Below are 24,749 nucleotides of genomic sequence, written 5' to 3'. Positions count from 1 at the left end.
AGTTATTTGTGGACAGGCCCTTAATCCTAACGTTTGATCAACGACAACTTGTTTTGCGGAAGCGGAATCCCCTTGGCAATGCCGCCTTTCGTGTAAAACCAGTCCACGCCTTTGCGAGGGTTGTAAGCCGCTTTTGTCTGTGGGTAGTAAAGGGGGATCGCCGGCAGCTCCTGCGCATATATCTTCTGAATCTGATATACTATTTCCTTCCTTTTGACTTGGTCCATCTCGACCAGTGATTTTTCCAGAAGTTTGTTCAAGGCGGCATTGTCATCGTAACGGGCGCTCGTGACGGAACCGCCTCCATAGACGGAGGAGATCATCTCGTTCAATATCACCGGATCGCCGGAAATCCCGCCATGCCCGGAAATGGCCAGCTCAAAATCCCATTTTTTGATGCGGCCGTCCGTCGTCGCCTGCTCCATATTCACCAGTTCGACGGCAATTCCCCCTTTTTCAAGCTGCCGTTTAATGATCTCGCCATCCCGGTCGGCAACGCTTTCTCCCCCCGCGGCGATATTCGAGGAAAGCAGGGCAAGCTTCAGCTTTTTCCCGTCTTTCTGAAAAAAGCCATCCTTGCCCCTTTTGAAACCAAGGGCTTCAATCAGCCGGGACGCCTTTTGCAAATCGTACAGATACGTCGGCGTGCCGGGGTTGTACATATCGTGATCGATCGAAAGCAGCCCGTAAGAAGCCAGGGTGGCAAATCCCCGGTGTCCCTGTTCAACGATTTCCTTCTGGTCGATCAGATACGCCAGCGCCTGACGGAACCGCTTATCGCTCAAAGGCTTTTTGTGGTGGTTGATCAGGAGTTTTTTTACCCAGCCGCGCTCGTCGCTGATAACCTTCACCCCTTTTTTAACCAGAGACTCACCCATCTCCGGCTGGATATTGGCGAGATCCGCTTCCCCGGTTGTCAGCGAAATCAGCGGTTTGCCGGAGCGAACGTAAATCAGCCTCTCCACCTGTGGAGGTCCTTGATAATAGTCTGGGAATGCTTCGTAGAGATAGCTCCCCCCAGTCTTGTCAAAATCGCGAAACTGGTAGGGCCCGCTGCCAATGAACGCCTTGGGGTCGAGGTATTTCTCCGGATCGGCCACCGACTCCCAGACATGTTTCGGCAGTATCGGCATGGTTCCGCCGATATCGGACAAAAACGGGGCATAGGGCTTCGCTAATTTTATCAGAACGGTGCGAGCGCCCTTTGCCGAAACAGCGCCGATCCCCGTCGTTTTGATAAAGCGGTAGGGGTGCTTCCGGTAATATCCGATCGTAAAGACAACATCCTCCGCCGTCACCTGCTTGCCGTCGTGCCATTTCGCCCGGGGATTTAGGTGAAAAGTAAATGTCATGGCGGCCGGATCGTATTTCCAGGAATCAGCCAGGGCCGGGATGTATCCCTTTTGGTCCTTCCAGACGAGCGTATCGAAGACCCAGCTCATTCGGATATATCCCGGGCCGCGCGGATAGTGTCCAAACGGATTGGGATACCCCCAGTCTCCCGTGCCGTCGGCAATCCGCAACTCCCTCTGTCCGGATGCCCCCTGCGCCGGAATGCCGGCAAGCATTATCAACGCGGCTATTGTAATAAAAGCTGATATCCTGAAACAATATTTCATTCTGTCATTTCTCCTGTCATTCCTCGCCCAAGGCTTTATCCCTTGAAATTCGGCAATTTTTCCAATCTGCCGCTCGCTGCAGTCTGAAAAAAGCGACAACTGGCTGTTTATCCGCAACCGACGGTTCGTATCCGCAAAGCCTGACGTCTTACTTGCTATTATCGGGATGAGGACAAGACAAAGGATTCTCTTTTGCGCCGGCAACGGCGAGCAACGCCGTTAAGGCAAGGAGGAAACTCTGCAGTGTCGAAAAAGCCTTCGCGTACCGGCCCTTGGCAATAAGCCAAAGCCGTTTACGATTCCCAGCCCTTCCCTATGTCTGTTCTTAAAAACACAGCCTTCTTAACTGCATTGGGCGCCTCATAACATTCAACATCCGCTGTTGTCAATCTATCCGTTGCAATCGCCTTGCCTTTGGGATGTCAAAAGATGAATACTGAGAAATCGGCAATGAAATCCGAAAACCAAACATTTTTCGCTCGGAATAGCTTTTGATTCGTCTGTTCTTCAGGATGACTAAGGCCGGCCTTGCCTATGACAAAACCAGCCTTAGTTGGAAAAGAAAGGGCTTTCCCCGAAAGACGTTCCGGAGAAGATTCAACTAATTATATCTCCTCTCAGCTACCAGTCCTCTTTCTGTTTCTCGAGCACCTTTTTGAGGTAGATCTCGGGACTGGTCAGCCGGGAGATTTCCTTATCGGAGTATCCGAGGGCCTTGAAATTAAGGACCCCGCTGATTCCGTGACAACTGGTGCATGTCAGCGCCCCGGTTTTGGTGACAAGGTGGTTGCTCCCGAAATAGAGCGTCTGCCAGCCGGGAGTCGGCTCGTAGTTTTTAATTCCCAGAGTCTTTGCCGCCGAAGCTACGCCAGCCAGGGCGTCGCCCGTTGCCATCGGCGGGGCAAAATCCATCGACATCAGCTGTTTCGTTTTTTTATCGAAGAAGGCCTTTCCCTGGAAGACCTTGAACGGATAGATTTTGCTCTTTTTGTCCTTCCGGCTCCCCTTCGGGCCGATAAACTCCGGGCTGTTTTTCACCTGCAGGTTATACCAGGCATACACCGGGATGGTGGCCCTGACGTCGCCCTGGATGGTGGCCGGTTCGTAAAATTTGTCCGCAAGCTGCTCCCATTTGGTAAAATCCTTCGCAATGGCGCCGCCGTTTCTGGGGATATGGCAGGTTTGACAGGCTATCTTCGCGGTATGGCGGTTATAGGCCTGCTCCTTATGGGGGTTCTCTCCATGACAATCACTGCAGGCGACCCTCACTCCGTCGCTCGCCCAGTTGTTCGGATCAAAACCGGTGGGAATCTTGTGGTTGGCCGCCTTGTGGCAATCGACGCAAACCATTCCCTTGGCCGCATGCACGTCGTTTTCTTTTGTATAAGAAAACCCTCGTTTCACCAATACTCCGCCGCCGGCCGATTCATGACAGACCATGCAGTTTTTGACTGCCGGCTTGCCGACGGATGCCGCGGCCTTGACGCTCCGGTCCTGTCCCATCACCACCAGGCCCTGCGCATCCTTAAAAGGTTTGCGCTTGGTAAAATCGTAGCTGCTGGAGTGGCAGATCAGACAGTCAACTGCGCTTTCCGCTTCGCTGCCGACGCTTCCCACATCGCTTAAGTGATTGCCGGGATGACAGGCGTTGCAGCCGGTGATTTTTGTCTTGCCGGTTTGCGGACTTACCGGTATTTCCTTCAGATTGTTGACGATGTCATTGCCGTTGCACATCGTGTAAATACGGTTCTTCATTCCGTATTCCTTCTTCGGATCGATCCCCTCGACATTGGTGACACGTGAAGCGTGTTTCCAGTGCACGGTGGAGAGGAATTCCTTTGCCTTGCCGGGATGGCACTCCTCACAGGTAACCGGCCCCTTGTATCCGTTTTGCTCGATAAACTCCTTGCCGGGGTGCTCCTTGGCAAAAGCCGGCGAAGCCACCAACGCCCCCAGCAAGAGGGCAGCCATAACTTTATTGCTTTTCATCGGATCATCTCTCTTTCAATCTGTTCAAACGGGGGACGCCGCTTTACCGGCAGCAGCCTCCCAATCAGCATCCAGCCGTTTTCCGGAAATACGTGGTTACATTCTTGCCATCGATAACTTCATACTTGCACCGGATTTCATCGCCCTCAACGATGCGATGATCCTTGAGCTTGTCGAGGGTAAGCTCGTCATTGATAACAATAACAACACTCTGCTCCGTCTTGTTGTCCTTGAGCGTCGCCGTTGCCGTTTTTGCGTCCTTGTCGGCCAGCTCGATTTTGGTTATCACCCCGACCATTTTCAGCTCGGCGGCAGCGGCGATCCCGGCCAGCGAAACTGCCAAGAGCGTTAAAGCGACCGCTAATAAAACAATAAATCCTTTTTGTTTCATATCATTTCTCCTTTTTTATCTTTCAGAAAACAAAGTTTAATGTTCATAAATCGCAGACTTATTTATAGAAAACGTTTGTATGGCGCCTGCGTGCCCCTTTTTACATTTTGATCAGGACGGTGGCGCCGCCCCCGTCCTGATCAGGCAAAGATGCTAACTAAAAATGAACTTCAAACGTTAAGTAGAGATCCTGGGCATTCTTCAGCGGAGCGGTCAGTTGCGGCGTCATGTTGTTCAGATCGCCTATCTTTATCGGCGCGCCAAGCCAACTGTTGCTTCCGGTGTAATCGAAATTATAGTACTGATAGCCAATGCGGAAGAACGTCTTGCTCAGCCACGAAGAAATAGGCTTCAGTTTCAACTCCTGGATGACATAGACTTCGTACACGCTGCCGCGGACTCCCAGCTTGCTTGTCCACATGTCGTCGGCGGCCGGGGTAAAGGTGATCCAGTCCTCGGAGCCGTGGTTATACTCAAGGCCGATCTTGGTGCCGGTGGTGGGAATGTCATATCTGATGCCCGCATAGACAGCCCAGCCGGTTTTGTTTTCCGGCAAGCCGCTGTAGAGGAGCCCGTAACCGGTATCCAGACCGTTGAACTTAAGGGTATTGCCATTGGGACTTGTCCGGCTGATGGCGCCGTTGGCAAACCAGTTCAGATTGCCGATTCCCACTTTTTTAACCATCCCGAGGAAGTCCATTCCGTACCAGTCAATGTCGCCCAGATTGGTGGCGGGCGCCAGCATGTTGTAGGGACCGGACAACATCTGCGGGGCATCGAAGATATTCATCCCCTTATTATACTGCAATTCCGCGCGGAGACGATCGGTTTCGTAGGGAACGATATTAAGTCCAATCATGTCGGTATTTTTCAGGCCGTTGCCGGTATCCGCATTTTCGATATCGTTCTGGAATCCTCGACCATAGCATAATTTCAGGTAGGCGCCGGGAAGCGAATCGATATCAGGGGCATATCCAAGGGTTACGCCGTCAAAGGCATAGTCCACAAGCAATGCCGGAACACCTGAATTGCCCGGCGCCGGCTTGTTTTCCTTCAGGTGGCTGGGAACTCCGCCGGTAGAGGGACGTCTGCCAATGGAAAACCAAATGGGCTGATCGGCGATGTTGTTCCAGGTGGCATAGACACGATCCACGGCAAGCTTGTTGTCACTGGGGACATGGCCGATAGTGCCGTCAAAAAGGCCGGCCCGATCAAACGAATAGGCAGTGTTCCCGGAACGGAGCGCATCGTCATCCTGCCCCCCCGCCGTTTTATACATGAGCAGACGGGCGGTGACGGAGACATCCTCCGTTGCCTTAGCCTTCAGGTTGAGACCGAAACGATTTGTATAGAGGGAGTCATTCTTGACGTCATAGGCATTCCGCATCGCCGTCGGCAGAGTAAGAGGGCCAACTGCCCCGCCGTTGATTGCCGCGCCGAACAGCGCCGGCTGGGCCATAGGCGCGATCGTACCCGCGTTCATCGCGGCGATCAGCGCCCCGGCATTGCCGAATACGGTCATGCCGTCGGCATAGGGCGCCACCTGCCCACGGAGATTGTCGTAGCGGAAGCGGTAATCGCCGCTGACGTTCAACCAGTGACTTAACGATTTTTCTTCGTTCTTCTTGACCTGCTGTTTGACGGTATCTATTTCTTTTGTTTTCGCGACGCTTTCTTTGACCTGCAATTTCAGCGCTTCCAGTTCCCGTGAAAGCTGCTCGATCTTATTTTGCAGCTCATTCTGATCGGCCGCCATTGCGGGGATGGGAAGAGCGAAGGCAATCAATACTGCGGCGGTGATAAATACTCTCATGAACTTTTTCATTGTTTCTCCTTGCTTTATAAGTTTTCTCAAAATCAATTTATATTTCAGCCGGTTGTTCCCAAACAACCCGACTTGCGGGGAGGCGACCTCCCCTGCCAAAAAAACGCACGCTCCTTCATGGAAAAAAATCTGGAAACAGCCTGCGCGTACAACCGGCAAGGACAACATACGGCAAAAAAAACCGGGAGGATGCCAATTTTCAATGACATCAATCCCGGATAGAATCGGTAATCGCGAAGAAGAGCGTGCCGGATAGCCCGCCATTTCTTCATTGCGCTGCACCTCCGCTCTTTTCTCATGACGTAAAAACCCTCACTTGTCGTTCTTCAGATTGGCAGCGAGGTCACTTTTCCCCTTAATCTCGGCCAGCAGCACTTCCCTCATCAGAGTGCAGGCTTCGATAATCTTGATATTGGAAATCCGATAATAAACGGTTACCCCTTCGCGTCGGCTCAGGACCAGCCCAGTGGCCTTGAGCCCCCCCATATACTGGGAAAATCTGGACTTGCTGAGTCCCGTCTTCTCCATCAACTCCGCGGCAGATAGCTCTTTTTCCTTCAGCTTGTTAATGATCTCCAAGCGGTTCGGGTTTGATAACGCCTTGCATATATTTGCCTGAAGTTCGTATATCTTTTCCATTGCATCCTCCCTTCGCAAAGTTTAAGAGTTTATATTTTCTTAAACATTAACATATCTAAACAACATTGTCAAGCGGCGTTTTCATTCACAAGAGAGAAAGGTTTTGCCGGCAGCCCGGGATTTTGCTTGCTGCCGCTGTCGCAAAGATTGCCTTTGCGGGCCTCCCTGCCTCTACCCTTGCAAAAACACTCGCGCCGGAGGCGCCTTTTGCACTCCAGATAAATCTTGACAGGGAAAGGTAGCTGTGTTAGCCATCCAGCAAGCTTTTAGTTTGGAAAAATTACGTTCTTTTGCAAGAGAATCTGTCTTGGTAACGCCCTCTTGGGGGCATAATAGGGAATCCCGTTAAAATCGGGAGCGGACCCGCCACTGTAAGCAGCGACGACCCCCGTTACGGACTTGGAACAGTTTTGCCGGCTTTGCTTAAGCCTGGTTCCGGGTTGCCGGCCACTGTCGTTATGATGGGAAGGCACGGGGGGAAGGATGACCTGCAAGCCAGGAGACCGGCCAGGATCAGACCCGTTATTATCTTCGAAGGTAAAGAAGACGGAATTTTATTATCTGAGGATTATAAAAACGTGTAATCCCCGACCATAGTTTTGTGGTCGGGGATTTTTTGGTTTATGCAACTACTTTTTTGGGAAACGAAATGGCAGTTCAGGAAAAAACATTACCGCTGTATTTTGAAAGCGAAGAGACCCAGGGAAATGCATGCGGATTCCATCTGAGCGCAATCCACGCCGCGATAGTCGCCTCTGTGGCGCTTCATGCCTTCTTTCTGCTTTTTTTGGCGCTCCAACCAGCCGCCGACACGGTTGCCGTACAAACCTTCCATATAAGTTTTGAGGAAGATGGTTCGTATTTTTTACAAAAAGAATCGTCTGCTTCCCGGGCAGAAGGGCAAAGAGAGACCGCTCCCCCGCCGCAAAAGGAACGGGCAAAGGTGCAAAATAATGCAATAACAGCGGCGCCTGCCGTGGCAACAAAGATTGCAACTGAAGAGATCCCCCAGACCAGTGAAAAATCCGGTACGGCAAAATCTGCAGAGACAATCCTGCCGACCCCTTCCGAGATCGCAAAGGGTGATGGATTGCTCGCGGCTGTGTCAGACGGCATTGAATACGGCAGGGGAACAACGCAAAGCGTTTCGCAAAACAGCGGCGCGTCTGCGGGCGCAGCAACCACCGGTGCGGCAGGAAGCAATCCCTGGGGAATCTCCAAAACTGGTTCAGAAACTGGTTTCGGAAGCGGTTCCGGCGGCCATGCCTCGCTTGGAACGGGAAGCGGCATCCCCCTCGAGACGAAATTCGGCGAAACAAACGCCCCGACTTTCATTCGCCGGGCAACTCCGGTTTATCCCTCATTCGCCCGAAGACAGGGGAAAGAAGGGAGGGTCGTTTTGACGCTCCTTATCGATCAGATGGGTAAAGTTCAGAGGATTGACGTGACCGAACCGGCTGGTTACGGGTTGACGGAGGCGGCAATCGAAGCGGTCAAGAAATCGACCTTTGCGCCGGCCTCTGTCAATGGGCAAAAAGTCTTTTCCCGGGCGGTTCTACCGATACGCTTCAAACTGGAATGAAGCATTACATCCTCGCCCTTCTCAACCGCTAAAGTTACCATTCAGACTAAGGGCCTGTCCACAAGTAACCTGGGCAAGATTGCGCTCAGATTTGGGTTGGATTTGGTTGCGGCGATTGAACAAAACCGCAGACATAGCAGCGCTACGTTGAGGATTTTGTGATTGAGCCACAGCCAAAGATGGCCCAAAGATGAGATGCAAGATGTTCAGGTTATTTGTGGACAGGCACTAAGACCGGCAGACGATCCGAAAGCGCCGTCAGCCCTTTTCCACCCAGACGGGGACCCGCCTTGCCGCTTCGCGCATTTCCCTGTCAATCTGCCTGCTTTTTGGTTCAAGACGATTCAAAAGCCTCCGGAAATCGGCAGAATGATTCATGATAACCGTGTGGCACAGCTCATGCAAAAGTACACAGCGCACCCAGTCGCGCTCTAAAAAAAGCAGCTTATAGCTTAAAGATATAGTCCCTTTTGCTGAACAGCTCCCCCAGCGGGTTTTCTGCCCCCGTACCACTGATTCTCCAAACGCAAATCCGTGTTCAGCGGCCAGGGTGGAAAGCCAGGCGCAGAGTTCCTCGCGGGTGCGCCGCCGCAGCCAGTTGATCAGAACCTCGCGGCAGGCAGGTTGATGATGGACGGCGCCGTAAACAATCAGCTCCCCCGGCGCCTCGCTGACAATCCCGACCACAGCGGTGTTCATCGGGTTGTAGCGCACCTGCCATGCCTCGCCCAGCGCGGGAAGGTCAATGACATCCGGTAGGATTAAGGCGGGCATGGTTTCCCGACCGCCGGGCATATCGGCAAACCGGCGCAGATGACCCTCTATCCATTCTCGCTTTTGCTCGATCAGCGCGGGGATCCGGGCCAGATCAAAATACCGGGGAGCAACTACAATAAGGCCGTCCTGTGGCGAGATCTGCAAACGAACGTGCCGCGCCCGCTCGGAAACGCGGACTCGATAATCAACTAACCTCTCCTTTGGCAACGGCAAATTTTTATCCATCCAATTCCTGACGTCCGGGACAATTTTTACAGTAACTTCTGCAACCCGGTCCTCTTGCTGCTTCCTGAATTATTTCAGCAAATGCAGGCATTTATCGGCCTTATTTTTTGTCCATAGTCGCAAAAATATCAGAGACAGAAGAAAAAAGCAAAAGGGAAGTCAAGCAAAGAATCGGAGCTTCAAAGATATTTTGCTTGACAATAAATCGATTTGTGATTAGAAAAACCCGGAATCCTCAACAACTAGGACAAAAAGTGATTTTCTGATTTTTTATTGAACCAGCCTTTCTCCGTCTTCACGTCCCAGGAAAGGCAAGCAAACGGGAAATGGCGCATCAGGAGCGTCCATCATTTCGCATTCAACAATATTGAAGGAGGAGCAAAATGAAGCATTGGAAAGTAGTTTCTCTGTTTTTTGGTTTATCAATCGTAGGGCTGTCTTTGATCGTTTCTCCTGTCTCGGCGCAGACAAAACCCATCGAACTGACGTACTCCAACTTTTTCCCAGCCCCTCACAAGAACGCCGTCCTTTCCGTAGAGTGGGGGAAGGAGATCGAAAAAAGAACGAACGGCCGGGTAAAGGTAACGGTTTTCCCGGGAGGAACCCTGACCCCGGCAGCCCAGTGCTACGACGGTGTCGTGAAGGGCCTCTCTGATGTGGGATTGTCCGTTCTCGGATACACGCGCGGCAGATTCACCCTGACCGAGGTTATCGACCTTCCCCTTGGCTACCGAAACGGTCTCGAAGCCACGAAGCTGATCAATCTTTACTACAAGAAGTTCAAGCCGAAGGAATTCGATGATGTAAAAGTGATGTACCTGCACGCCCATGGCCCCGGCATCCTCAACACCAAGAAGCCCGTTTCGACTCTGGAAGAACTCAAAGGCATGAAGATTGCGTGCCATGGTCTGAGCGCTAAAATCGTAGCCGCGCTCGGCGCGGTTCCGGTCGCCATGCCCATGCCGGATAGATACGATGCGCTTCAGAAGGGCGTCGCAGAAGGCGGCGTGTTCCCTGCGGAGGCCCTCAAAGGCTGGAAACTGGCGGAAGTGGTCGGTTATACAACGCAGAATTTCGGTTCTGCTTACACGACCGGTTTTTTCGTTGTCATGAACAAGGATAAATGGGCATCCATCCCGGCTGATCTCCAGAAAATCATTGAAGCCGTAAATGAAGAATGGATCATCAAAACGGGAATGGCTTGGGATGAAATCGACAAGATTGGTTATGAGCTGGCGGCTGCCAAAGGAATCAAGATCATAAAGCTCTCCAAGGCAGAGGACGATCGATGGCACAAACTGGTGCAACCCGTTCTGGATGACTACGTAAAGGCCGCGAAGGCGAAAAACCTCCCCGGCGACGAAGCGCTCAAATTCTGCCAGACTGAACTCAAAAAACTTCAGAAGTAAAGGTTACTCAGGGAAGGGATGAGTCGCATCCCTTCCCTCCTTTTTGTCTATCCAAATTTGTCCTCCAAACAGAAAAACATCAATAAGGGGTGCTTCATGCAGTCAATAATCAACAAAGTGCAAGGGCTGGGAAAGTTCCTTGATATCTTTGCCGGCATTGCCATTACCTTTATCATGTTTCTGACAGTATTAGATGTCATTCTGAGGTCATTTCGCAAGCCGATTGTCGGCACTTATGAGCTGGTCGCGTTTGCCGGGGCCATCGTGATCGGGTTTGCCGTTCCTCTTACCACCCTGCTCAAGGGGCATGTGCTTGTGGACTTTTTTGTCATAAAGTTTCCCAAAGCCGTGCGGAATACAGTAAACATCATCACCAGGCTGCTCGGAATCTGGCTTTTTTCAATACTCGGCTGGAATCTCATCAAAATGGGGATGGACTTTTACAGGTCAGGGGAGGTATCGCTCACGCTGCAGTTGCCCTTCTACCCAGTGGCTTTTGGATTAGGTTTCTGCGCCTTCGTTCAATGCCTCGTCCTCATAGCCCAAATCTTTCAGGTAACAGGAGGCGCCTATGAGTGACGTTACGATTGGAATCATGGGACTTTCTATCGTCCTTGTCCTTTTTTTGACCGGCATCGAACTGGCCTTTGCGATGGCGTTGGTCGGATTTATAGGGTTCAGCTATCTTGTTTCGTTTAGCGCCGGTATGAACCTCCTGGCCAAGGACTTTTTTGACGCCTTCACCTCCTATGGCTTCACCGTCATTCCACTCTTTGTGCTGATGGGGCAGATCGCCTTCAATGCCGGCATCGCCAAAAGACTCTTTGACGCCGCCTACAAATTTATCGGGCACATCCCTGGCGGTCTGGCCATGGCGACCGTTGCCGGAGCTACTGTATTTAAAGCCATCTGCGGGTCTTCACCGGCCACCGCAGCGACCTTTGCCAGCGTAGCCGTTCCCGAGATGGATCGCTACAACTACGACAAGAGCCTCTCCACCGGAACCGTGGCAACCGTCGGCACGCTCGGTATTCTCCTGCCGCCCAGCGTGACCTTGATCGTCTTCGGCATCATCACGGAGCAGTCCATCGGCAAACTTTTTCTCGCCGGCCTTGTCCCGGGATTGATGATCGCTTTTTTCTTCATCCTTACCATCTATTTCTGGTGCAGGATCAATCCAAAACTTGGGCCTAAAGGCGAGCGATCGACATGGAAGGTCCGGATTGCCTCGCTGCCCGAGGTGCTGTGGGTTGTTGGCGTATTTATTCTAATCATCGGCGGCTTGATGTACGGCTTCTTCACCCCCACCGAAGCGGGAAGCATCGGCACCTTTGCCGTCCTGCTTTTATCCGTTATCAAAAGGGATATCAATTTCAAAGGATACATCAAATCGGTTGTGGAATCCCTGCGCACGGCCAGCATGGTGCTCATGCTGATTGCCGGCTCCGCGGTGCTGGGCCATTTTCTCACGAGAACCAAGATCCCGATGCTGGCGGCGGACTGGATTATCTCCCTTCCCCTAACGCCCGATGTGATCATGGTCATCATCGCCATCGTTTACCTGATCGGCGGCTCTTTCATTGATGATCTGGCCTTCATGATCCTGGCGACCCCTATCTTCTATCCAGCCATAATCAAATTGGGCTACGATCCCCTCTGGTTCGGCATGATCATAGCGATTACCGTCATGATCGGGGTAGTCATTCCCCCCGTGGCGATCAACGTCTTCGTGGTCAGGGCAGTCACGAAACAGCCATTCAGCGTTATTTACAGAGGGGTCTATCCCTTTCTCATAAGTCTGGTAGGCGCGGCGTTACTGTTGTTTATATTCCCGCAGATTGCCACTTATCTTCCTTCAGTTTTGATGAAATAGCTTTAAAAAAGGAGTATTAGCTTGATTTCTGAACAAAAATACTGGAATCCCTTTCTCGAAACGCTGTCCCGTGAAAAGATTCGCAAACTCCAGCTCGAAAAATTCAAAAAGATTTTCAGCTGGGCATATGAGCGCTCAAAATTTCACCGCGGACTCTACGAAAAGGCGGGAATCAAACCTGAAGACATCCGCTCCTTCGAAGATATCCGGCGGATCCCGACTGTGGAAAAATCGCTGATGCGGGGCATTCAGCGCAAGCCCCCCTTCCCCTATGGCGATGCGCTGTGCGTGCCCCTTGAAGACGTGGCGGAATTCCGGCAAACCAGCGGCACCACCGGCCAGCCCGTTTATCAACCCGACACCTGGCAGGACTGGGAGTGGTGGGCCGAAAGCTGGGCATACATCCTCTGGGCGCAGGGCTATCGTCCCCGCGACCGGGTTTTCCTGCCTTTCGGATACAATGTCTTTGTCGCCTTCTGGGCAGGCCATTACGCGGTGGAAAAAATCGGCGCCGAGATAGTCCCCGGCGGGGTTCTGGACACCCAGGCAAGAATCCTGAAGATTCAGGAACTTGAGTGTACCGCCATGATGGCGACGCCCACCTATGTCCTCGGGATGGCCGATACGGCAAGGAAAATGGGCATAGATCCGCGCTCGCTTTCCATCCGCCGGATCACCTGCGCCGGAGAACCAGGCGCCAGCATTCCCGCGACCAAAAAACGGATGGAAGATGCCTGGAACGCCAAGGTTTTTGACCACGCCGGCGCTACCGAGATCGGCGCATGGAGCTATGAATGCCAGGAGCAAACCGGCGGTCTGCATGTGAACGAGGCCCTTTTCCTTGTGGAGATTCAGGATGTGGATACAGGGGAGTATATCGAAGAGCCGGGGCGCCGAGGCAAAATGATCATCACCGCCCTCGACCGGCAGGCCCAGCCCTGCGTCCGCTTCGACTCCAAAGACCTCATCGAATGGGCGCCTGACCCCTGCTCATGCGGAAGAACCTTCCGGATGATCAAGGGCGGGGTTGTCGGCAGGTCGGACGACATTACCAAGGTAAAGGGGGTGCTGCTGTCTCCTTCGGCGATTGAGGAGGTTGTCAGAGGGATGGATGGCCTGGCCGATGAGTTCGAGGTAATCGTTGACAAGGTAGGCGACATTGACCGCATCACCCTCAAAATCGAGATAGTTAAAGGACGGGAGGACGAACGTAAGCGCATCGAAACCAATCTGAAGGATCAGTTGCGGCTTAATACCAACCTCGGCTATAATCTCGAGTTTCACGACTACGGCACTCTGCCCAGATATGACGTAAAGGCAAAAAGATTCAAGGATTTGCGAGAAAAGCATTGAACGGAGAAACCATGACGGGAGAAAAAGACCTGCAGGAAATTCAAGAAAAGATCAAATCGCTGCGGGAAACGGCGGAGGAGCTCAAAACAATGGGCGAAGACTTCCCCGCCCTTTACCGCAACGCCAGCCGCATTATGGCCAGCATCAAGATGCTCGAGATTAACATCCCCGATGTGTCGGCCCTTTAAAAACTGCCGGGATCAGGCTTCGTTCCGGCTTATTCAGGTAGCTGCTCACCATTAGATCGGAGTTGACGAGCAGTTCCCCCGAAGGTGTCTTTTCCCTTGACAAAAAAGTTATGTAAATTTAAATTGTGCACGTAAAAATGGTCTTTTACCCTTGCGTTCCAAAGGAGTAATAAGTTTTACAGTGGCCTCCACCAATAAAATCGAAAAATAAGGGAGAACGTGTTTTATGACCGAGTATGATTACTGGAAGATTTTCCCCCGGATGCCCAGGAAGGTGACGATCGGCGACATTACGATCCGTGACGGGTTTCAGCATGAGGAGAAAACCATCTCCACTGAGGCGAAGATTTTCTACGCCGAAGAGATGATAATGGCGGGGTGCCGGGAGATAGAGCTCACCAACCTCGGCAATCCCGCCGGCATCCCCCAGTTCAAGGATGCGGAAGCGGTACTGACGCATTTCCGCGGGGAGCGTTTCCGGAAAAACTGCGAACGCCGGGGCATCAATCCGGCAGAACTTACCTTTACGGCCGTTACCATCAGGGAAGTGGCGGTGGACAAGGCGATTGAGCTCAGCAAGCAGGGGATTGGCCCGGACCGGATTCTGATGATGGTTTCTACTGATCCGGAGCACCACTTTGCCAATTCCGGCACGACGCTTTCCCAGTACTGGAAAGAGGTGGAGAGGTGCATAAAGAAGGCCTCCGACGTCGGAATCAAGATGAACGGAACGGTCAGCACGATCTGGGGCAGCCCGATCACCGGGGCGACCAATATGGCGGATGCCGTCGAATTCACCAAACGTTTTCTAGAGTTGGGAGCGTATGACATAGAGCACGCCGACCACGACGGTTCCGCATCGCCGGCTGATGTTTACCGGTACTACTCGATGATTCTGGATGCGATCCCCAAACCCGAGGTGCATTTAGCCCATTTTCACGAGACGAAGCGGATCGCGTCCGCGTCCGTTCTGGCCGCGATGCAGGCCGGCATCTGCCGTTTTGAGGCGACGCTCGGCGGCCTGGGCGGTCAGCCGGCGAATTTCCTCAACGATTGCCCGGTAAAAGGCACCGGGGAATATTATTACAAGGATCCGCGCTATGTCGGTCTCATCACGATGGAGGATCTGCTGGTGATGATTGACGAAATGGGGATCGAACACGGATATGACGTTGATCGGGTTTTGGTACTGGGCAGGCAGATGGAAAAGACCATCGGCCGGCGGCTGCGTTCCGAGGCAATTTACAACGGGCGGACGGAGAAAAATGGCCACAGGGAATTCGCCCGTCCCGGTCTGAAGAAACTCACCGAAAAGCTCGGCGAGAAACCCGGGCAGCTTATCCCCGCGGATTGGGCGCCGCAGGCTGTGCTTCCGGAGCGGCTCCGTCCGCAAGAATGAGGCGTTGCTTATCTGTCAGCCAAGTCCATGAAGTCACAAACGGCGGTTTCTCGGCACAGGAGAAATCGCCGTTTTCCTGTTTTTCTTTGCCGCGGTGCACGGAAACACCATTATGAAGGATATGATCACCATCGTCATTTCCCGGGGCAGGGGTTTCCGGAACGAGATTCCGAACGAAATCATAGAGAATCCCCTGGTCAGCCGGATTTTGCCGCTCTCTGCCGGTGATCAGACAACCCCCTTCGCGCGTTGTGAAACCATTCCGGCCGCGGATATTTATTCCGGGCAGGTTTGGAATGAAATCATTTACCGTGTTGCCACCCGCTATCTGCTGTATGTCGCTTGCGGGGATGTGCGGCCGGATCTGCGCGCCCCGGAGCGTCTTTTGTCTATTGCCCTCGCAACCGGCGCCGGAATGATCTATGCGGATTACGCCGAGTTGGAGAATGACGTCATCAGCGACCATCCGGTTAACGACTACCAGGTGGGGAGCATCCGCGACGATTTCGATTTTGGCCCGTTAATTATGATGGATGTTGAGGCCGCCCGTCACGCCCTGAAAAAGTACGGGGCAATTTCTCCCTGCCGCTGGGCGGGCTTTTATGACCTGCGCCTGAAAATTGCCGAAGAGTGCGAGTTGTTTCATCTGCCGGAATGCCTCAGCATAATTATAAAAAGCGGCGGCGAGAAGGCCGGTGAGGCGAAGGGAGGGTTTTCCTACGTTGACCCTCGAAATAGTGATTTTCAAAGAGAGTGCGAGGAGGCGGCGACGGCGCATCTCAAGCGGACAGGGACATGGCTGTCGCCCATATGCAAAGATATTCCCGCTTCCACGCAGGCGTTTCCCGTGGAGGCAAGCGTTGTGATTCCCGTGCGCAATCGGGCGAAGACCGTCTCCGATGCAGTCAAAAGCGCCCTTGCCCAGAAAACAGATTTTCCTTTCAATGTCATCGTTGTTGACAACCATTCAACAGACGGGACAACGGATATCCTCTCCGGGCTTGCCGAGCAAGCGCCGCAGTTAAAACTTGTTATTCCCGGACGGTTTGATCTCTCGATTGGTGGCTGTTGGAACGAAGCTGTTTTCTCTGAATTCTGCGGGCGATATGCCGTTCAGCTCGATTCCGACGACCTCTACGGGGGCGAAGATGTCCTCCAGCGGCTTGTCGAGCTGCTGCGCATGGAAAGATGCGCGCTTGCCGTCGGTTCCTACACGATAGTCGATGCCGACCTGCGGGAGATTCCGCCGGGGCTGATCGCTCATACCGAGTGGAGCGAAGAAAACGGCAGGAACAACCTCCTGCGCGTCAACGGCATCGGCGCGCCGAGGGCCTTTGACACAGCCCTGCTGAGGCAGATCGGGTTTCCGAACGTCGGCTATGGAGAGGATTACGCGGTTGCCCTGCGCCTCTCCCGGGAATACCGCGTCGGCAGGATATACGAAAGCCTCTACCTGTGCCGCCGCTGGGAAGGCAATACCGACTCTGTCTTGACGGTAGAGCAGGTGAATCGTTACAATGCTTATAAGGATCGGCTCCGAACGATAGAGATTAAGGCGCGCCAGACCATGAATAGAAAGGAAGCCGCTTTTGATGGCAAGTGATCGAGCCGTACATATGTCAGAAAAAGAATATTTTTCAGTTTTTGCAGGTGGAAAAGGGCCAGGCGCGCTTGCCGAATCAGCTACGCAGTTGCTTAAGAAACAGAAAAAAAACTGGCCCGCCCTCGCGAAGGGCTATGCCGCCCTGGAGAAGTCCCTGACCAGGGAGATCGACGGCGGCAACTGGCGGGTGCAGATACAGTGCAATCCGCGGCGGATGGTCAGCAGTGGGGCGAAGCTCGATCCGGAATCGATAAAAAAACGGCCCTGTTTTTTGTGTCCGCAAAATCTTCCCGCCGAGCAGGAAGCAATCCTGTACCGCAATAATTATAATGTACTCTGCAATCCGGCGCCGATCTTCCCGGGCCATTTGACGATCGCCGCCATCCGGCATGCGCCGCAGTCACTCTCGGAAAACGTTGAATTACTGCTGCTCCTTGCCGATGATCTTGGCCCCGGGATGACCGTTTTTTACAATGGCCCCCGGGCCGGCGCCTCGGCGCCCGATCACCTGCACTTTCAGGCGGCGCCCTGCGGGTTTATGCCGATCGAAAAGGAGGCGCTTGCGCCAGAAAATCGGAGTGAAGCAAAGGTCGACGGGGTGGAGATATTCAGAACAGAGGGACTGGCGCGGGGCGTTCTGGTGATCCGCGGAAGCAGCGATTCGGCCGTCAGCGGCGCGGTTACAAGGATTTTAAGGATTCTCGGAAGCCGGATGACCGTTTCCGCAGGCGAGCCGCCGCTGAACATTTTCTGCACCCGTACGGAAGAAGGCTGGCAGCTGCTTCTTTTCCCCCGATTGAAGCATCGTCCGGACGCATTTTTTCGCGAAGGGGACGATCAGCTTGTCGTCAGTCCCGGGGCTGCCGATATGGGAGGGGTGATTATTGCCCCCCGGGAGAGGGATTTTCATGCCTTGACGGCCGAAACGGTGGCCAGCATTTACCGGGAGGTTGCGTTCAATGACGCGATGGTCGGGAAAATTCTTTCCGAATAAAGGGGACAGTCTACTTTATTCGCCCAATTGATGTCAGGCGGGCGACAATTATCCCGGTGCGGGAGCGCTTTTCCCGCAGGTAGCCATTCAGCGTAACGTCTGATAAAACTACCGCGCCGGCTTTGCTGGATGCATGCAGAAGGTGGGTCTTTTTTTTGACCAGCACGGCAAATCCGACGTGGAGAACGTCGATCCCTTCCCGGTTAGTTGTTATCGCGATAAGGTCTCCGTCGGCAATTCCCCCTTCCGTCTCCCCCCAGCGCTCCTTCGGGATGAAATGAAAGGCGCGCCGTGAACAGGCCGCTTCCACCTTTTGCATTTTTCGAAAAATGGCGTCATCCTGAAGGGGCGGATGGTCGTCTCGGTGGCGGGTCAGTTCATCGATGCTTTTGTTAACGGGAATGCCCCCGAAGCGTGCTGTCATGTCAACGACCAACCCCTTATGTTCGTTGTCTCGAAGCCAATCGGTAAAGTAATGAAGACGTGACGGGTAGCCGTCTATCAGGCCCCTCCGGTAGCGCATTTTCTTCAGTTTCTCCAGATAATATTGGTAGTCGGTTTCCCCGGACTTAATCGCAAGCGCCAGTGCGATGACGCTTTCGACGAAGGTCATGCAGTCAAAGGCGCGCAGATTGGCAACAAGGATTTCTACGCCTTCGCGCTCGAGTGTCTGCGGCTGGTAGGGGGCGCCGAGAAACTGTTTGCCCAACGATACGGCAAGCTCTGGCAGGGTTTTCTCTTTGTCTTTGCGCTCTGCCGCCGCGCCCAGCATCGTCTCGCAGATCTTTCGGTCTTCGGGGAGAAAAACGGCGGCGGCTTCTTTTTTTTTGTCCACTCGTAAAACCTGCTGGTTTGTATGAGAATAAAATTTATATAAACAATATCAATGTCTTACGTTGTAGTGTTTTTGGGGCTTCATGCGCTCGCCCCCCCCGGACGCGACAAAGCGCGTCCCTCCAATTTTGTGAACATTAAACTTCGTTTTGTGAACATTAAACTACGTTTTCATTGCTCTTTGTGCTTGTCCCGGGGATGGGGTCAATAATTGCGCTTCAGAGATTTTTACCCCAATATCCTCGGCCATTTCTCTTACGTCATGTTGATGACAGATTGGAATTTCAGGGGATGGCCATTCCCAAGGCGCGACGGGTCATCATCAGGATCATTTTGGCATTTCCCGCCCGGGCCCGCATCAGATTCAGATAAAATTGCGTGGTGTCCTTCGCCGGGATGGTTATTGGCTCCTTTTTCTGCAGGTGAATGGCTTGTGTGTCACAAACTGTTGTACATAGTCCGCAGCCAATACACCTGCCTGAATCAACTTTGCTTTTACCATCTTCTAAGGTAATTGCATCCATCTGACAGCGATCGACGCATAAACCGCACCCGATACAGAGATCATCATCTGTAACAGCATAATAGTTGGAATAAAAATACTGGGCAGGGTTAGGCAGAGGCCTTGCATTCGACAGCACTTCACAGCAGCAGCCGCAACACAGGCAAACACAAAACGGATATTGAGAATTGGAGGGCTGCACCACCAAGCCGTCTTCCTCGCCTTTATCTAAAATTTTAAAAACTTCCTCCCTGGTAATTTCCCTTCCCCATCCATGATCCTTATAATTGCGGGCAGCATTGCCAAAGAGCAGGCAAATCTCCCGCTCTTTGGTTACTTTACAGGGATGACCCAGCAAATCCTGCCCTTCTTTGCAGATGCAATCAACGACTAAAAACGGGCCATGATGCTTGGAGAGCACCTGGCGAATGTCGTCGTAAGGCATGATGTTAAGATCGGGCGTAATAGAGCCTTTGGTTGGAACAGGACGCAGTTGGGTAAATTTGGGATTCAAGAGGGCATCGCGGAATTTTTCATCTATGTATTGCTTGAAATCCTCATAGAATTCTTTTTTCAGATGGGCCACCTGAAATTCAAACATGCCGATCGCCAGCATCGTAATGCTGAATATTTTCAGCCCGTTTTTGGTGATGCTGCGGCTAATACTGCCCTGATCGGACATTTGATCTAAAATTTTTTCCAGCTCGGGAAAAACGGGGTATTTTTTCTTGAGGCGCTTTTGAATAACGGCTGTCGGTTCGGGAATAAAACTCATTGATAGGGCGATTTGCGCCTGTTCGGGGGTGAACAGATGCTTTAATATCCGAATTTCCACGCCGGATTCAGTGGCAGGGAAAGCAATCGGCAGTTTATCCAGTTTTTGCTGCAGTTTCCGATATACTTTGGAATCAATGCTGTCATCGGCCATGTTTTTACGCGCTCCTTTTTCCCGGAAAATTAAGATCGTGGGGCTTTCAATTTACCGTGTATTTGGCCATCGATAATACAGACGCTGCAATACGATTAAAGTCAAGGGATCATTGCGGGAACGACTTTGAACTAAAATGAGTTGAGAAGTCAAGGGAATATTTCAACAATCCGGACCAGCCACTCAACGGCCAGTCCGGTAAGAAATTCTCTGATTTTTTTGCAAACTTCGCTTATTTCAACCGTTGAAGACTAATCGCGATCATGTCCGGTCTTCCGCCCTCTGCCCTGATCTCCGCGATCGCGATCGTTACCCCTTCTTCTCACCTCTTTTGGATAACGGTCCCTGGGTAGATCAATCCAGGGACCACTCTGCGAACGGGAGTAGTACCACCGGGCATTATTGTAATAATAGTGATAGCCGCCATAAACGTAGTATGGCTCCACCAACTCCACCGTTACGGGAAGAGCCGGGGCGATCGAGACGCTGGCGCCATGAGGTCCGATGGTTGCAGCGCAGGAAACAGACAATAAAGCGCCCAAAACAATGGCAATAAAAAATTTGTTCATATTATCCTCCAATCGATCACTGTCGCGATCATTTGTTTTTTCCCTTTCCCTTATCCCTGTCGTTAACTTTATTCTTACCCTGCGAGTCTTTCTTGCCCTTGTCTGAGCCACGGTCGAGATCATGACCCTGCTTCAAGGCGTGAAATTCAGAGGAGCCGGGCTTGATCCCCAACTGCTGGGCGATGACGCCCCAGTCTTTTTTCTTGTTGGCCTTGTACACATCTACTACTCTTTCCGGCGAATTATGGGACAACTCTCCCAGCCTGAACACCATGTATGCGTCTGCCGGATCCGTGATATTCCCCAGCACTGCGCTGATCTGGGCATCGCCGATCTGGAAGCGGGTGGCAAGCCTTGCCCTGAATCCTGATGAATCAGCCTGCGCCTGAATATTAAGATCCCTGAGCCAGTCAAAATCTCCGGCTACGGCCGTAGTCGTTGCTGTAATCAGCATGCCCAAGATCAGCGCAGCCATTTTATACCATTTCATAAGCATCTCCTTAGTTTATCTTCTTCTCACCTGCGTGCTGAAGACAAAATAAGCAACACTCGCTTCTCTCAAAACTTTGATGATCACTATTAGCGTACAGGGATGTTCTGTCAAGTGAAAAAACAGCAAGGTGTGATTAATTTCACATGAGGCAATTGCAAAACCATTTGTCATTCCCGAATAAATCATTCCTGACAGACCGGGGCGGGAGCTTTGCTGAAAAGCAATTCAAAACTGCTCCAATAGACAAAGGGTGGTCAGATCGCATCTCTAACCACCCTTTGTCGCTGTTTTCTTTTTATGGTGCCGAAGCCGGGACTTGAACCCGGACGGATTGTGTCCACTACCCCCTCAAGATAGCGTGTCTACCAGATTCCACCACTTCGGCAGCGAACCGTGAAGCGCCATGCAAGGGCTGTTACCAACGCATCGCGGCGGAGCGTGTCATTACCTGTTTCAAAAAAGTTTGTCAATATAAAAAGAACCGTCCGGGGAGGCTTTTCCTGACCATGTCCTTGTTTCATATCCTTATGATCAGGAGATGGCCCTCCGCGTTTTCACTATTTGGAGCTCAGCGGAGCGGCTGGTTGTCCCGGCGCAGTCGGGGCGGCTGTTGGAAACTGAGCAGCCGTTTTGGGCGCTGGCGCGGCTTGTTGGGTGGCCGGCTTTACCGCGCCTTCCATCAGCGACGAGCCCTTGTGCGAGGCCATGTAGGAGAGGCCAAAAGAGGTCAGCATAAAGACAACCGCGACGACTGTCGTCATCCGGCTGAGGAAGCCCCCCGGTCCGCTGCTTCCGAAGACTGTCTGGCTTGAACCTCCGAAAACAGCGCCCATGCTGGCGCCTTTTCCTGCCTGAAGAAGAACGACGAGAATCAGAATTAGGCAAATGATGATGTGTAAAATGGTGATCAGTGTATGCACTTTTTTATACCCCTTGATTTGATTTATATTCTACAATCCGCACAAAAGATTCTACATCCAGACTCGCCCCGCCGACAAGCGCCCCGTTAATGTCTGGCTGGGACATGAGCAGGGCGACGTTCTGGGGTGTGACGCTGCCTCCGTACAGGATGACGGTCTCTTCCGAAAGTTCTTTTGAGTGCCTTCCGGCTATCCAATTCCTGATAAACCGGTGCATTTCCTGGGCCTGCGACGGGGCAGCCGTTTTCCCCGTTCCAATCGCCCAGACCGGTTCATAGGCGATAAGGATGCGCCTTATATCATTGTCGTCAAGATTATTCAACCCTTCTTTCAGTTGCTCTCCGATAACCTCTTCCATGCGGTTTTCTTCTCGATTCTGGAGGGATTCCCCTATGCAGAATATTGGGTTTAGACCGGCCCCGAGGGCGGCAACGAGCTTTTTGTTGAGGCGCTCATTTTCCTCGCCGAAGAGGATTCGCCTTTCCGAGTGGCCGATGATTACGAAGCGGCAGCCGGCTTCCCGAAGCATCCCGCCGGATATCTCGCCTGTGAACGCGCCCTTATCCGCCTCGTGGATATTCTGCGCGGCCAGGGATATAGATGATCCGCTGATTACGGCGGAAACGGCTTGAAGGGCGGTGAAGGGCGGGGCGATGATTATTTCGGGCAAATCAGGTTTATCTGCGAGCGCTTTGCATAAATCAGCGGCAAAGGCAACCGCTTCGCCAATGGTTTTGTTCATCTTCCAGTTCCCAGCGATTACCGTGCGAGCCACTTTTCCCTCCTGCCGCTTAATTATAATGAATTAATCAATGTTTTCAAATTCATGGAGACCAATAACAAACTCTTCAGATTTGCCGGTATAATAGCCGCTTATAGCGCTGCCCGTCAATATTTTTATTCCATAAAATTTTATTTTGAGCTTGACAAAAAAAGTTAAAGAGTTTAGAAGTCCACGTTCTGTGAAGAGATACTGAACGCAGGCTTGGAAAAGGAATGCGCCTGTAGCTCAGCTGGATAGAGCAACGGACTTCTAATCCGTGGGTCGAGAGTTCGAATCCCTCCAGGCGCACCATATATGGATGGTGGGTGTAGCTCAGCTGGTTAGAGTGCCGGGTTGTGGCCCCGGAGGCCGAGGGTTCAAATCCCTTCACTCACCCCAGTTATGGCGCCGGGCAGAGATAGAAACAGCAAAATCATGCGCCCGTAGCTCAGCTGGATAGAGTCGCAGACTTCGAATCTGTTGGTCGTAGGTTCGAATCCTACCGGGCGCACCAGAACAGTATAGAATCAGGGCCCTTAGCTCAGCTGGTAGAGCAACTGACTCTTAATCAGTAGGTTGTCGGTTCGATCCCGACAGGGCTCACCAAATTTCAGGGGGTTAGCTTATCTAAAGCTAGCCCCTTTTTGGTTTGTGGGTGAATATTGTGGGTGAGTTTTTCGGGGAAGAGCTACTGATTAGTTGTCAAAGGACGGCTGATTATACTTACTTAATTTCAAATCTCGCTTGACTATCATATTTGTTTCTGCTGTACTGCATAAAATTGGTTTGCCTTATTTCTTCAAATCCGCAGGCGGGGCATTTCCAAACTTCAAAAATTCTCCAACCTCCCATGAAGGGTCTTAGCCTTTCTCCTACTTTTTTGATTTTGTTGTGAGAACACATATTTTTATAATTAAAATTTATTGTATCTTAATAATAACAGGTGTATAAAACTTGTCAAGTGTTGGGTGTGGATAGCTTTTGGGGAGGGTGATAAAATGGGATTACCAGGCGACTACCAGCAAAAAGTAATTGAAGCACTTGGAAATAAAAAAATTAATGTTGTTTGCGAGTTATGCAGTAAAAACAATTGGGCCGTGGCAGACCAGCCTGTATCATTGCCCATTACCGATTTATCCGGCTCTTTAAGAATACCCACGCCTCAGATACCCGTTGCGGCATTAATATGTAATAATTGTGGGAATGTTAGAATTTTTGCTCTTGGTGTCCTGGGTTTATTACCCAAGGAATAAGGAGAAAATGGACATGCAGAATAGTAACTATATTCACTATGACCCTGAAAGAGTTGATTATTCCCTAACACCCAGTGAATTGGAAAACTTACAAACCGCCTGTCAAAGTAATTGGAAGGATTTTTTTATTGGTTCGTTCGCTGTAGGTATACCATGCTTAATCAATGCAATTTCAGAAATATCAAAACAAACTAGTTATCAAACAACTTTATCGATTAATTTAAATTTAATTTCTGGTATTCTTGGGATTATTATGGGAGTTTTCTTTTTAATAGGATGGAATAAAACTAAAACAGATATAAGCGAGATAATAGGAACAATAAAAGAAAAACCAAAAATTCCTTTTATCCCAGGTGTTTCAAATGTTGGGCCAATGAAACCAGCGGATACGGTAAACTGTGTGGAAAACATTACCTACCCAAACTCCTGTGGGTGATTTTAGTGGGTGAAAAGACAAAAAAATAGGCTCTCCAGACCCTATTAGGCACTAGAGAGCCAATGATACTACAGTGAAAATTCAGCTATTTAGCCCTTATTGGGCTTAGATGGGATAACTCTTAATCAGTAGGTTGTCGGTTCGATCCCGACAGGGCTCACCAAAAGTAAGGGCTTCCCTCGGGA

Annotated in this window: 23 protein-coding genes, 5 tRNA genes and 1 riboswitch; of the genes, 15 read left to right on the top strand and 13 right to left on the bottom strand. The window is 51.6% G+C overall.

The genetic code is table 11. The features are described 5' to 3' along the window. Positions 1-26 precede the first annotated feature (26 nt). From M0P74_02600 to M0P74_02580, 5 genes are all read right to left on the bottom strand, one after another. Entirely contained in the window at positions 27-1,619 is a 1,593-nt protein-coding gene (locus M0P74_02600) for an ABC transporter substrate-binding protein (GenBank protein ID MCK9362478.1), read from the bottom strand. A gap of 621 nt (positions 1,620-2,240) precedes the next feature. Then, positions 2,241-3,608 carry a hypothetical protein gene (locus M0P74_02595; protein ID MCK9362477.1) on the bottom strand — a complete coding sequence of 456 codons (1,368 nt, stop codon included), beginning with the start codon at positions 3,606-3,608 and terminating at the stop codon, positions 2,241-2,243. Between the two features lie 64 nt (positions 3,609-3,672). Then, positions 3,673-3,999: a hypothetical protein gene (locus M0P74_02590; protein MCK9362476.1), complete on the bottom strand. Its 327-nt coding sequence runs from the start codon at positions 3,997-3,999 to the stop codon at positions 3,673-3,675. 157 nt (positions 4,000-4,156) lie between these two features. Next, positions 4,157-5,824, bottom strand: coding sequence for a DUF3373 domain-containing protein (locus M0P74_02585; GenBank protein MCK9362475.1), 1,668 nt, complete (start codon positions 5,822-5,824; stop codon positions 4,157-4,159). 312 nt (positions 5,825-6,136) lie between these two features. Beyond that, entirely contained in the window at positions 6,137-6,463 is a 327-nt protein-coding gene (locus M0P74_02580) for a metalloregulator ArsR/SmtB family transcription factor (GenBank protein ID MCK9362474.1), read from the bottom strand. A 291-nt stretch (positions 6,464-6,754) separates the two neighbouring features. Further along, positions 6,755-6,990: riboswitch (cobalamin riboswitch) on the top strand. Between the two features lie 122 nt (positions 6,991-7,112). On the opposite strand from M0P74_02580, the gene M0P74_02575 reads away from it, so the two are divergent. Beyond that, positions 7,113-8,045: an energy transducer TonB gene (locus tag M0P74_02575; protein MCK9362473.1), complete on the top strand. Its 933-nt coding sequence runs from the start codon at positions 7,113-7,115 to the stop codon at positions 8,043-8,045. 258 nt (positions 8,046-8,303) lie between these two features. Here M0P74_02575 and M0P74_02570 read toward each other — a convergent pair whose 3' ends face one another. After that, entirely contained in the window at positions 8,304-9,047 is a 744-nt protein-coding gene (locus M0P74_02570) for a M48 family metallopeptidase (protein ID MCK9362472.1), read from the bottom strand. Between the two features lie 383 nt (positions 9,048-9,430). Between M0P74_02570 and M0P74_02565 the strand changes: the two genes are divergently transcribed. The 8 genes from M0P74_02565 to M0P74_02530 all read left to right on the top strand — a co-directional run bounded on the left by M0P74_02565 (position 9,431) and on the right by M0P74_02530 (position 17,866). After that, positions 9,431-10,456, top strand: a complete 1,026-nt coding sequence (locus tag M0P74_02565) for a TRAP transporter substrate-binding protein (GenBank protein ID MCK9362471.1) — start codon at positions 9,431-9,433, stop codon at positions 10,454-10,456. Between the two features lie 96 nt (positions 10,457-10,552). Further along, positions 10,553-11,035, top strand: coding sequence for a TRAP transporter small permease (locus M0P74_02560; protein ID MCK9362470.1), 483 nt, complete (start codon positions 10,553-10,555; stop codon positions 11,033-11,035). Continuing rightward, positions 11,028-12,329, top strand: a complete 1,302-nt coding sequence (locus tag M0P74_02555) for a TRAP transporter large permease (protein MCK9362469.1) — start codon at positions 11,028-11,030, stop codon at positions 12,327-12,329. The genes M0P74_02560 and M0P74_02555 overlap by 8 nt, the downstream gene beginning before the upstream one ends. Before the next feature lie 21 nt (positions 12,330-12,350). Further along, positions 12,351-13,682: a phenylacetate--CoA ligase family protein gene (locus M0P74_02550; GenBank protein ID MCK9362468.1), complete on the top strand. Its 1,332-nt coding sequence runs from the start codon at positions 12,351-12,353 to the stop codon at positions 13,680-13,682. 11 nt (positions 13,683-13,693) lie between these two features. Next, entirely contained in the window at positions 13,694-13,870 is a 177-nt protein-coding gene (locus M0P74_02545) for a hypothetical protein (GenBank protein ID MCK9362467.1), read from the top strand. Between the two features lie 226 nt (positions 13,871-14,096). Further along, positions 14,097-15,269 (top strand): pyruvate carboxyltransferase, encoded by a 1,173-nt coding sequence (locus M0P74_02540; protein ID MCK9362466.1) that lies wholly within the window; start codon positions 14,097-14,099, stop codon positions 15,267-15,269. A gap of 112 nt (positions 15,270-15,381) precedes the next feature. Continuing rightward, positions 15,382-16,872, top strand: coding sequence for a glycosyltransferase family 2 protein (locus M0P74_02535; GenBank protein MCK9362465.1), 1,491 nt, complete (start codon positions 15,382-15,384; stop codon positions 16,870-16,872). Beyond that, positions 16,862-17,866: a DUF4922 domain-containing protein gene (locus tag M0P74_02530; protein ID MCK9362464.1), complete on the top strand. Its 1,005-nt coding sequence runs from the start codon at positions 16,862-16,864 to the stop codon at positions 17,864-17,866. The genes M0P74_02535 and M0P74_02530 overlap by 11 nt, the downstream gene beginning before the upstream one ends. A gap of 10 nt (positions 17,867-17,876) precedes the next feature. Here M0P74_02530 and M0P74_02525 read toward each other — a convergent pair whose 3' ends face one another. The 7 genes from M0P74_02525 to tpiA form a co-directional block, all read right to left on the bottom strand. Then, complete coding sequence (locus M0P74_02525; GenBank protein ID MCK9362463.1) at positions 17,877-18,701, bottom strand: DUF1460 domain-containing protein; 825 nt, start codon at positions 18,699-18,701, stop codon at positions 17,877-17,879. Positions 18,702-18,984: 283 nt separating this feature from the next. Next, complete coding sequence (locus M0P74_02520) at positions 18,985-20,130, bottom strand: 4Fe-4S binding protein (GenBank protein MCK9362462.1); 1,146 nt, start codon at positions 20,128-20,130, stop codon at positions 18,985-18,987. A 251-nt stretch (positions 20,131-20,381) separates the two neighbouring features. Beyond that, positions 20,382-20,699: a hypothetical protein gene (locus M0P74_02515; GenBank protein MCK9362461.1), complete on the bottom strand. Its 318-nt coding sequence runs from the start codon at positions 20,697-20,699 to the stop codon at positions 20,382-20,384. A gap of 28 nt (positions 20,700-20,727) precedes the next feature. After that, a complete protein-coding gene (locus M0P74_02510) occupies positions 20,728-21,189 on the bottom strand; it encodes a hypothetical protein (protein MCK9362460.1) in 462 nt (153 codons plus the stop codon). A 301-nt stretch (positions 21,190-21,490) separates the two neighbouring features. Next, positions 21,491-21,577 (bottom strand) — tRNA-Leu (locus M0P74_02505). 172 nt (positions 21,578-21,749) lie between these two features. Next, positions 21,750-22,112 carry a preprotein translocase subunit SecG gene (gene secG / locus M0P74_02500; protein MCK9362459.1) on the bottom strand — a complete coding sequence of 121 codons (363 nt, stop codon included), beginning with the start codon at positions 22,110-22,112 and terminating at the stop codon, positions 21,750-21,752. 4 nt (positions 22,113-22,116) lie between these two features. Beyond that, on the bottom strand, positions 22,117-22,887 hold the full coding sequence (gene tpiA, locus M0P74_02495; protein ID MCK9362458.1) for a triose-phosphate isomerase: 771 nt from the start codon (positions 22,885-22,887) through the stop codon (positions 22,117-22,119). Positions 22,888-23,110: 223 nt separating this feature from the next. On the opposite strand from tpiA, the gene M0P74_02490 reads away from it, so the two are divergent. The 6 genes from M0P74_02490 (at position 23,111) to M0P74_02465 (ending at position 24,564) form a co-directional block, all read left to right on the top strand. After that, positions 23,111-23,187, top strand: a tRNA-Arg gene (locus M0P74_02490). Positions 23,188-23,197: 10 nt separating this feature from the next. Continuing rightward, a tRNA-His gene (locus tag M0P74_02485) sits at positions 23,198-23,274 on the top strand. A gap of 38 nt (positions 23,275-23,312) precedes the next feature. Continuing rightward, a tRNA-Arg gene (locus M0P74_02480) sits at positions 23,313-23,389 on the top strand. Between the two features lie 16 nt (positions 23,390-23,405). After that, positions 23,406-23,481 (top strand) — tRNA-Lys (locus M0P74_02475). Positions 23,482-23,873: 392 nt separating this feature from the next. Beyond that, positions 23,874-24,128, top strand: a complete 255-nt coding sequence (locus M0P74_02470; GenBank protein MCK9362457.1) for a hypothetical protein — start codon at positions 23,874-23,876, stop codon at positions 24,126-24,128. 13 nt (positions 24,129-24,141) lie between these two features. Further along, entirely contained in the window at positions 24,142-24,564 is a 423-nt protein-coding gene (locus M0P74_02465; protein ID MCK9362456.1) for a hypothetical protein, read from the top strand. The last annotated feature ends 185 nt before the right edge of the window (positions 24,565-24,749 follow it).

It is taken from the genome of Syntrophales bacterium, from assembly GCA_023229765.1.
Lineage (GTDB): Bacteria > Desulfobacterota > Syntrophia > Syntrophales > UBA5619 > DYTH01.
The sequence above is the reverse complement of the archived record's forward strand: the minus strand, read 5'-3'. Positions and strand labels throughout refer to the sequence as shown.

Bases quoted from the DNA above. Each gene is read 5' to 3' on its own strand.
- M0P74_02600 (MCK9362478.1), bottom strand. From the start codon at position 1,619: ATGAAATATTGTTTCAGGATATCAGCTTTTATTACAATAGCCGCGTTG.
- M0P74_02510 (MCK9362460.1), bottom strand. From the start codon at position 21,189: ATGAAATGGTATAAAATGGCTGCGCTGATCTTGGGCATGCTGATTACA.
- M0P74_02590 (MCK9362476.1), bottom strand. From the start codon at position 3,999: ATGAAACAAAAAGGATTTATTGTTTTATTAGCGGTCGCTTTAACGCTC.
- M0P74_02530 (MCK9362464.1), top strand. From the start codon at position 16,862: ATGGCAAGTGATCGAGCCGTACATATGTCAGAAAAAGAATATTTTTCA.
- M0P74_02560 (MCK9362470.1), top strand. From the start codon at position 10,553: ATGCAGTCAATAATCAACAAAGTGCAAGGGCTGGGAAAGTTCCTTGAT.
- M0P74_02515 (MCK9362461.1), bottom strand. From the start codon at position 20,699: ATGAACAAATTTTTTATTGCCATTGTTTTGGGCGCTTTATTGTCTGTT.
- M0P74_02555 (MCK9362469.1), top strand. From the start codon at position 11,028: ATGAGTGACGTTACGATTGGAATCATGGGACTTTCTATCGTCCTTGTC.
- M0P74_02535 (MCK9362465.1), top strand. From the start codon at position 15,382: ATGAAGGATATGATCACCATCGTCATTTCCCGGGGCAGGGGTTTCCGG.
- M0P74_02470 (MCK9362457.1), top strand. From the start codon at position 23,874: ATGGGATTACCAGGCGACTACCAGCAAAAAGTAATTGAAGCACTTGGA.
- M0P74_02595 (MCK9362477.1), bottom strand. From the start codon at position 3,608: ATGAAAAGCAATAAAGTTATGGCTGCCCTCTTGCTGGGGGCGTTGGTG.
- M0P74_02570 (MCK9362472.1), bottom strand. From the start codon at position 9,047: ATGGATAAAAATTTGCCGTTGCCAAAGGAGAGGTTAGTTGATTATCGA.
- M0P74_02540 (MCK9362466.1), top strand. From the start codon at position 14,097: ATGACCGAGTATGATTACTGGAAGATTTTCCCCCGGATGCCCAGGAAG.
- M0P74_02520 (MCK9362462.1), bottom strand. From the start codon at position 20,130: ATGGCCGATGACAGCATTGATTCCAAAGTATATCGGAAACTGCAGCAA.
- M0P74_02465 (MCK9362456.1), top strand. From the start codon at position 24,142: ATGCAGAATAGTAACTATATTCACTATGACCCTGAAAGAGTTGATTAT.
- M0P74_02575 (MCK9362473.1), top strand. From the start codon at position 7,113: ATGGCAGTTCAGGAAAAAACATTACCGCTGTATTTTGAAAGCGAAGAG.
- M0P74_02565 (MCK9362471.1), top strand. From the start codon at position 9,431: ATGAAGCATTGGAAAGTAGTTTCTCTGTTTTTTGGTTTATCAATCGTA.
- M0P74_02545 (MCK9362467.1), top strand. From the start codon at position 13,694: ATGACGGGAGAAAAAGACCTGCAGGAAATTCAAGAAAAGATCAAATCG.
- M0P74_02585 (MCK9362475.1), bottom strand. From the start codon at position 5,824: ATGAAAAAGTTCATGAGAGTATTTATCACCGCCGCAGTATTGATTGCC.
- M0P74_02580 (MCK9362474.1), bottom strand. From the start codon at position 6,463: ATGGAAAAGATATACGAACTTCAGGCAAATATATGCAAGGCGTTATCA.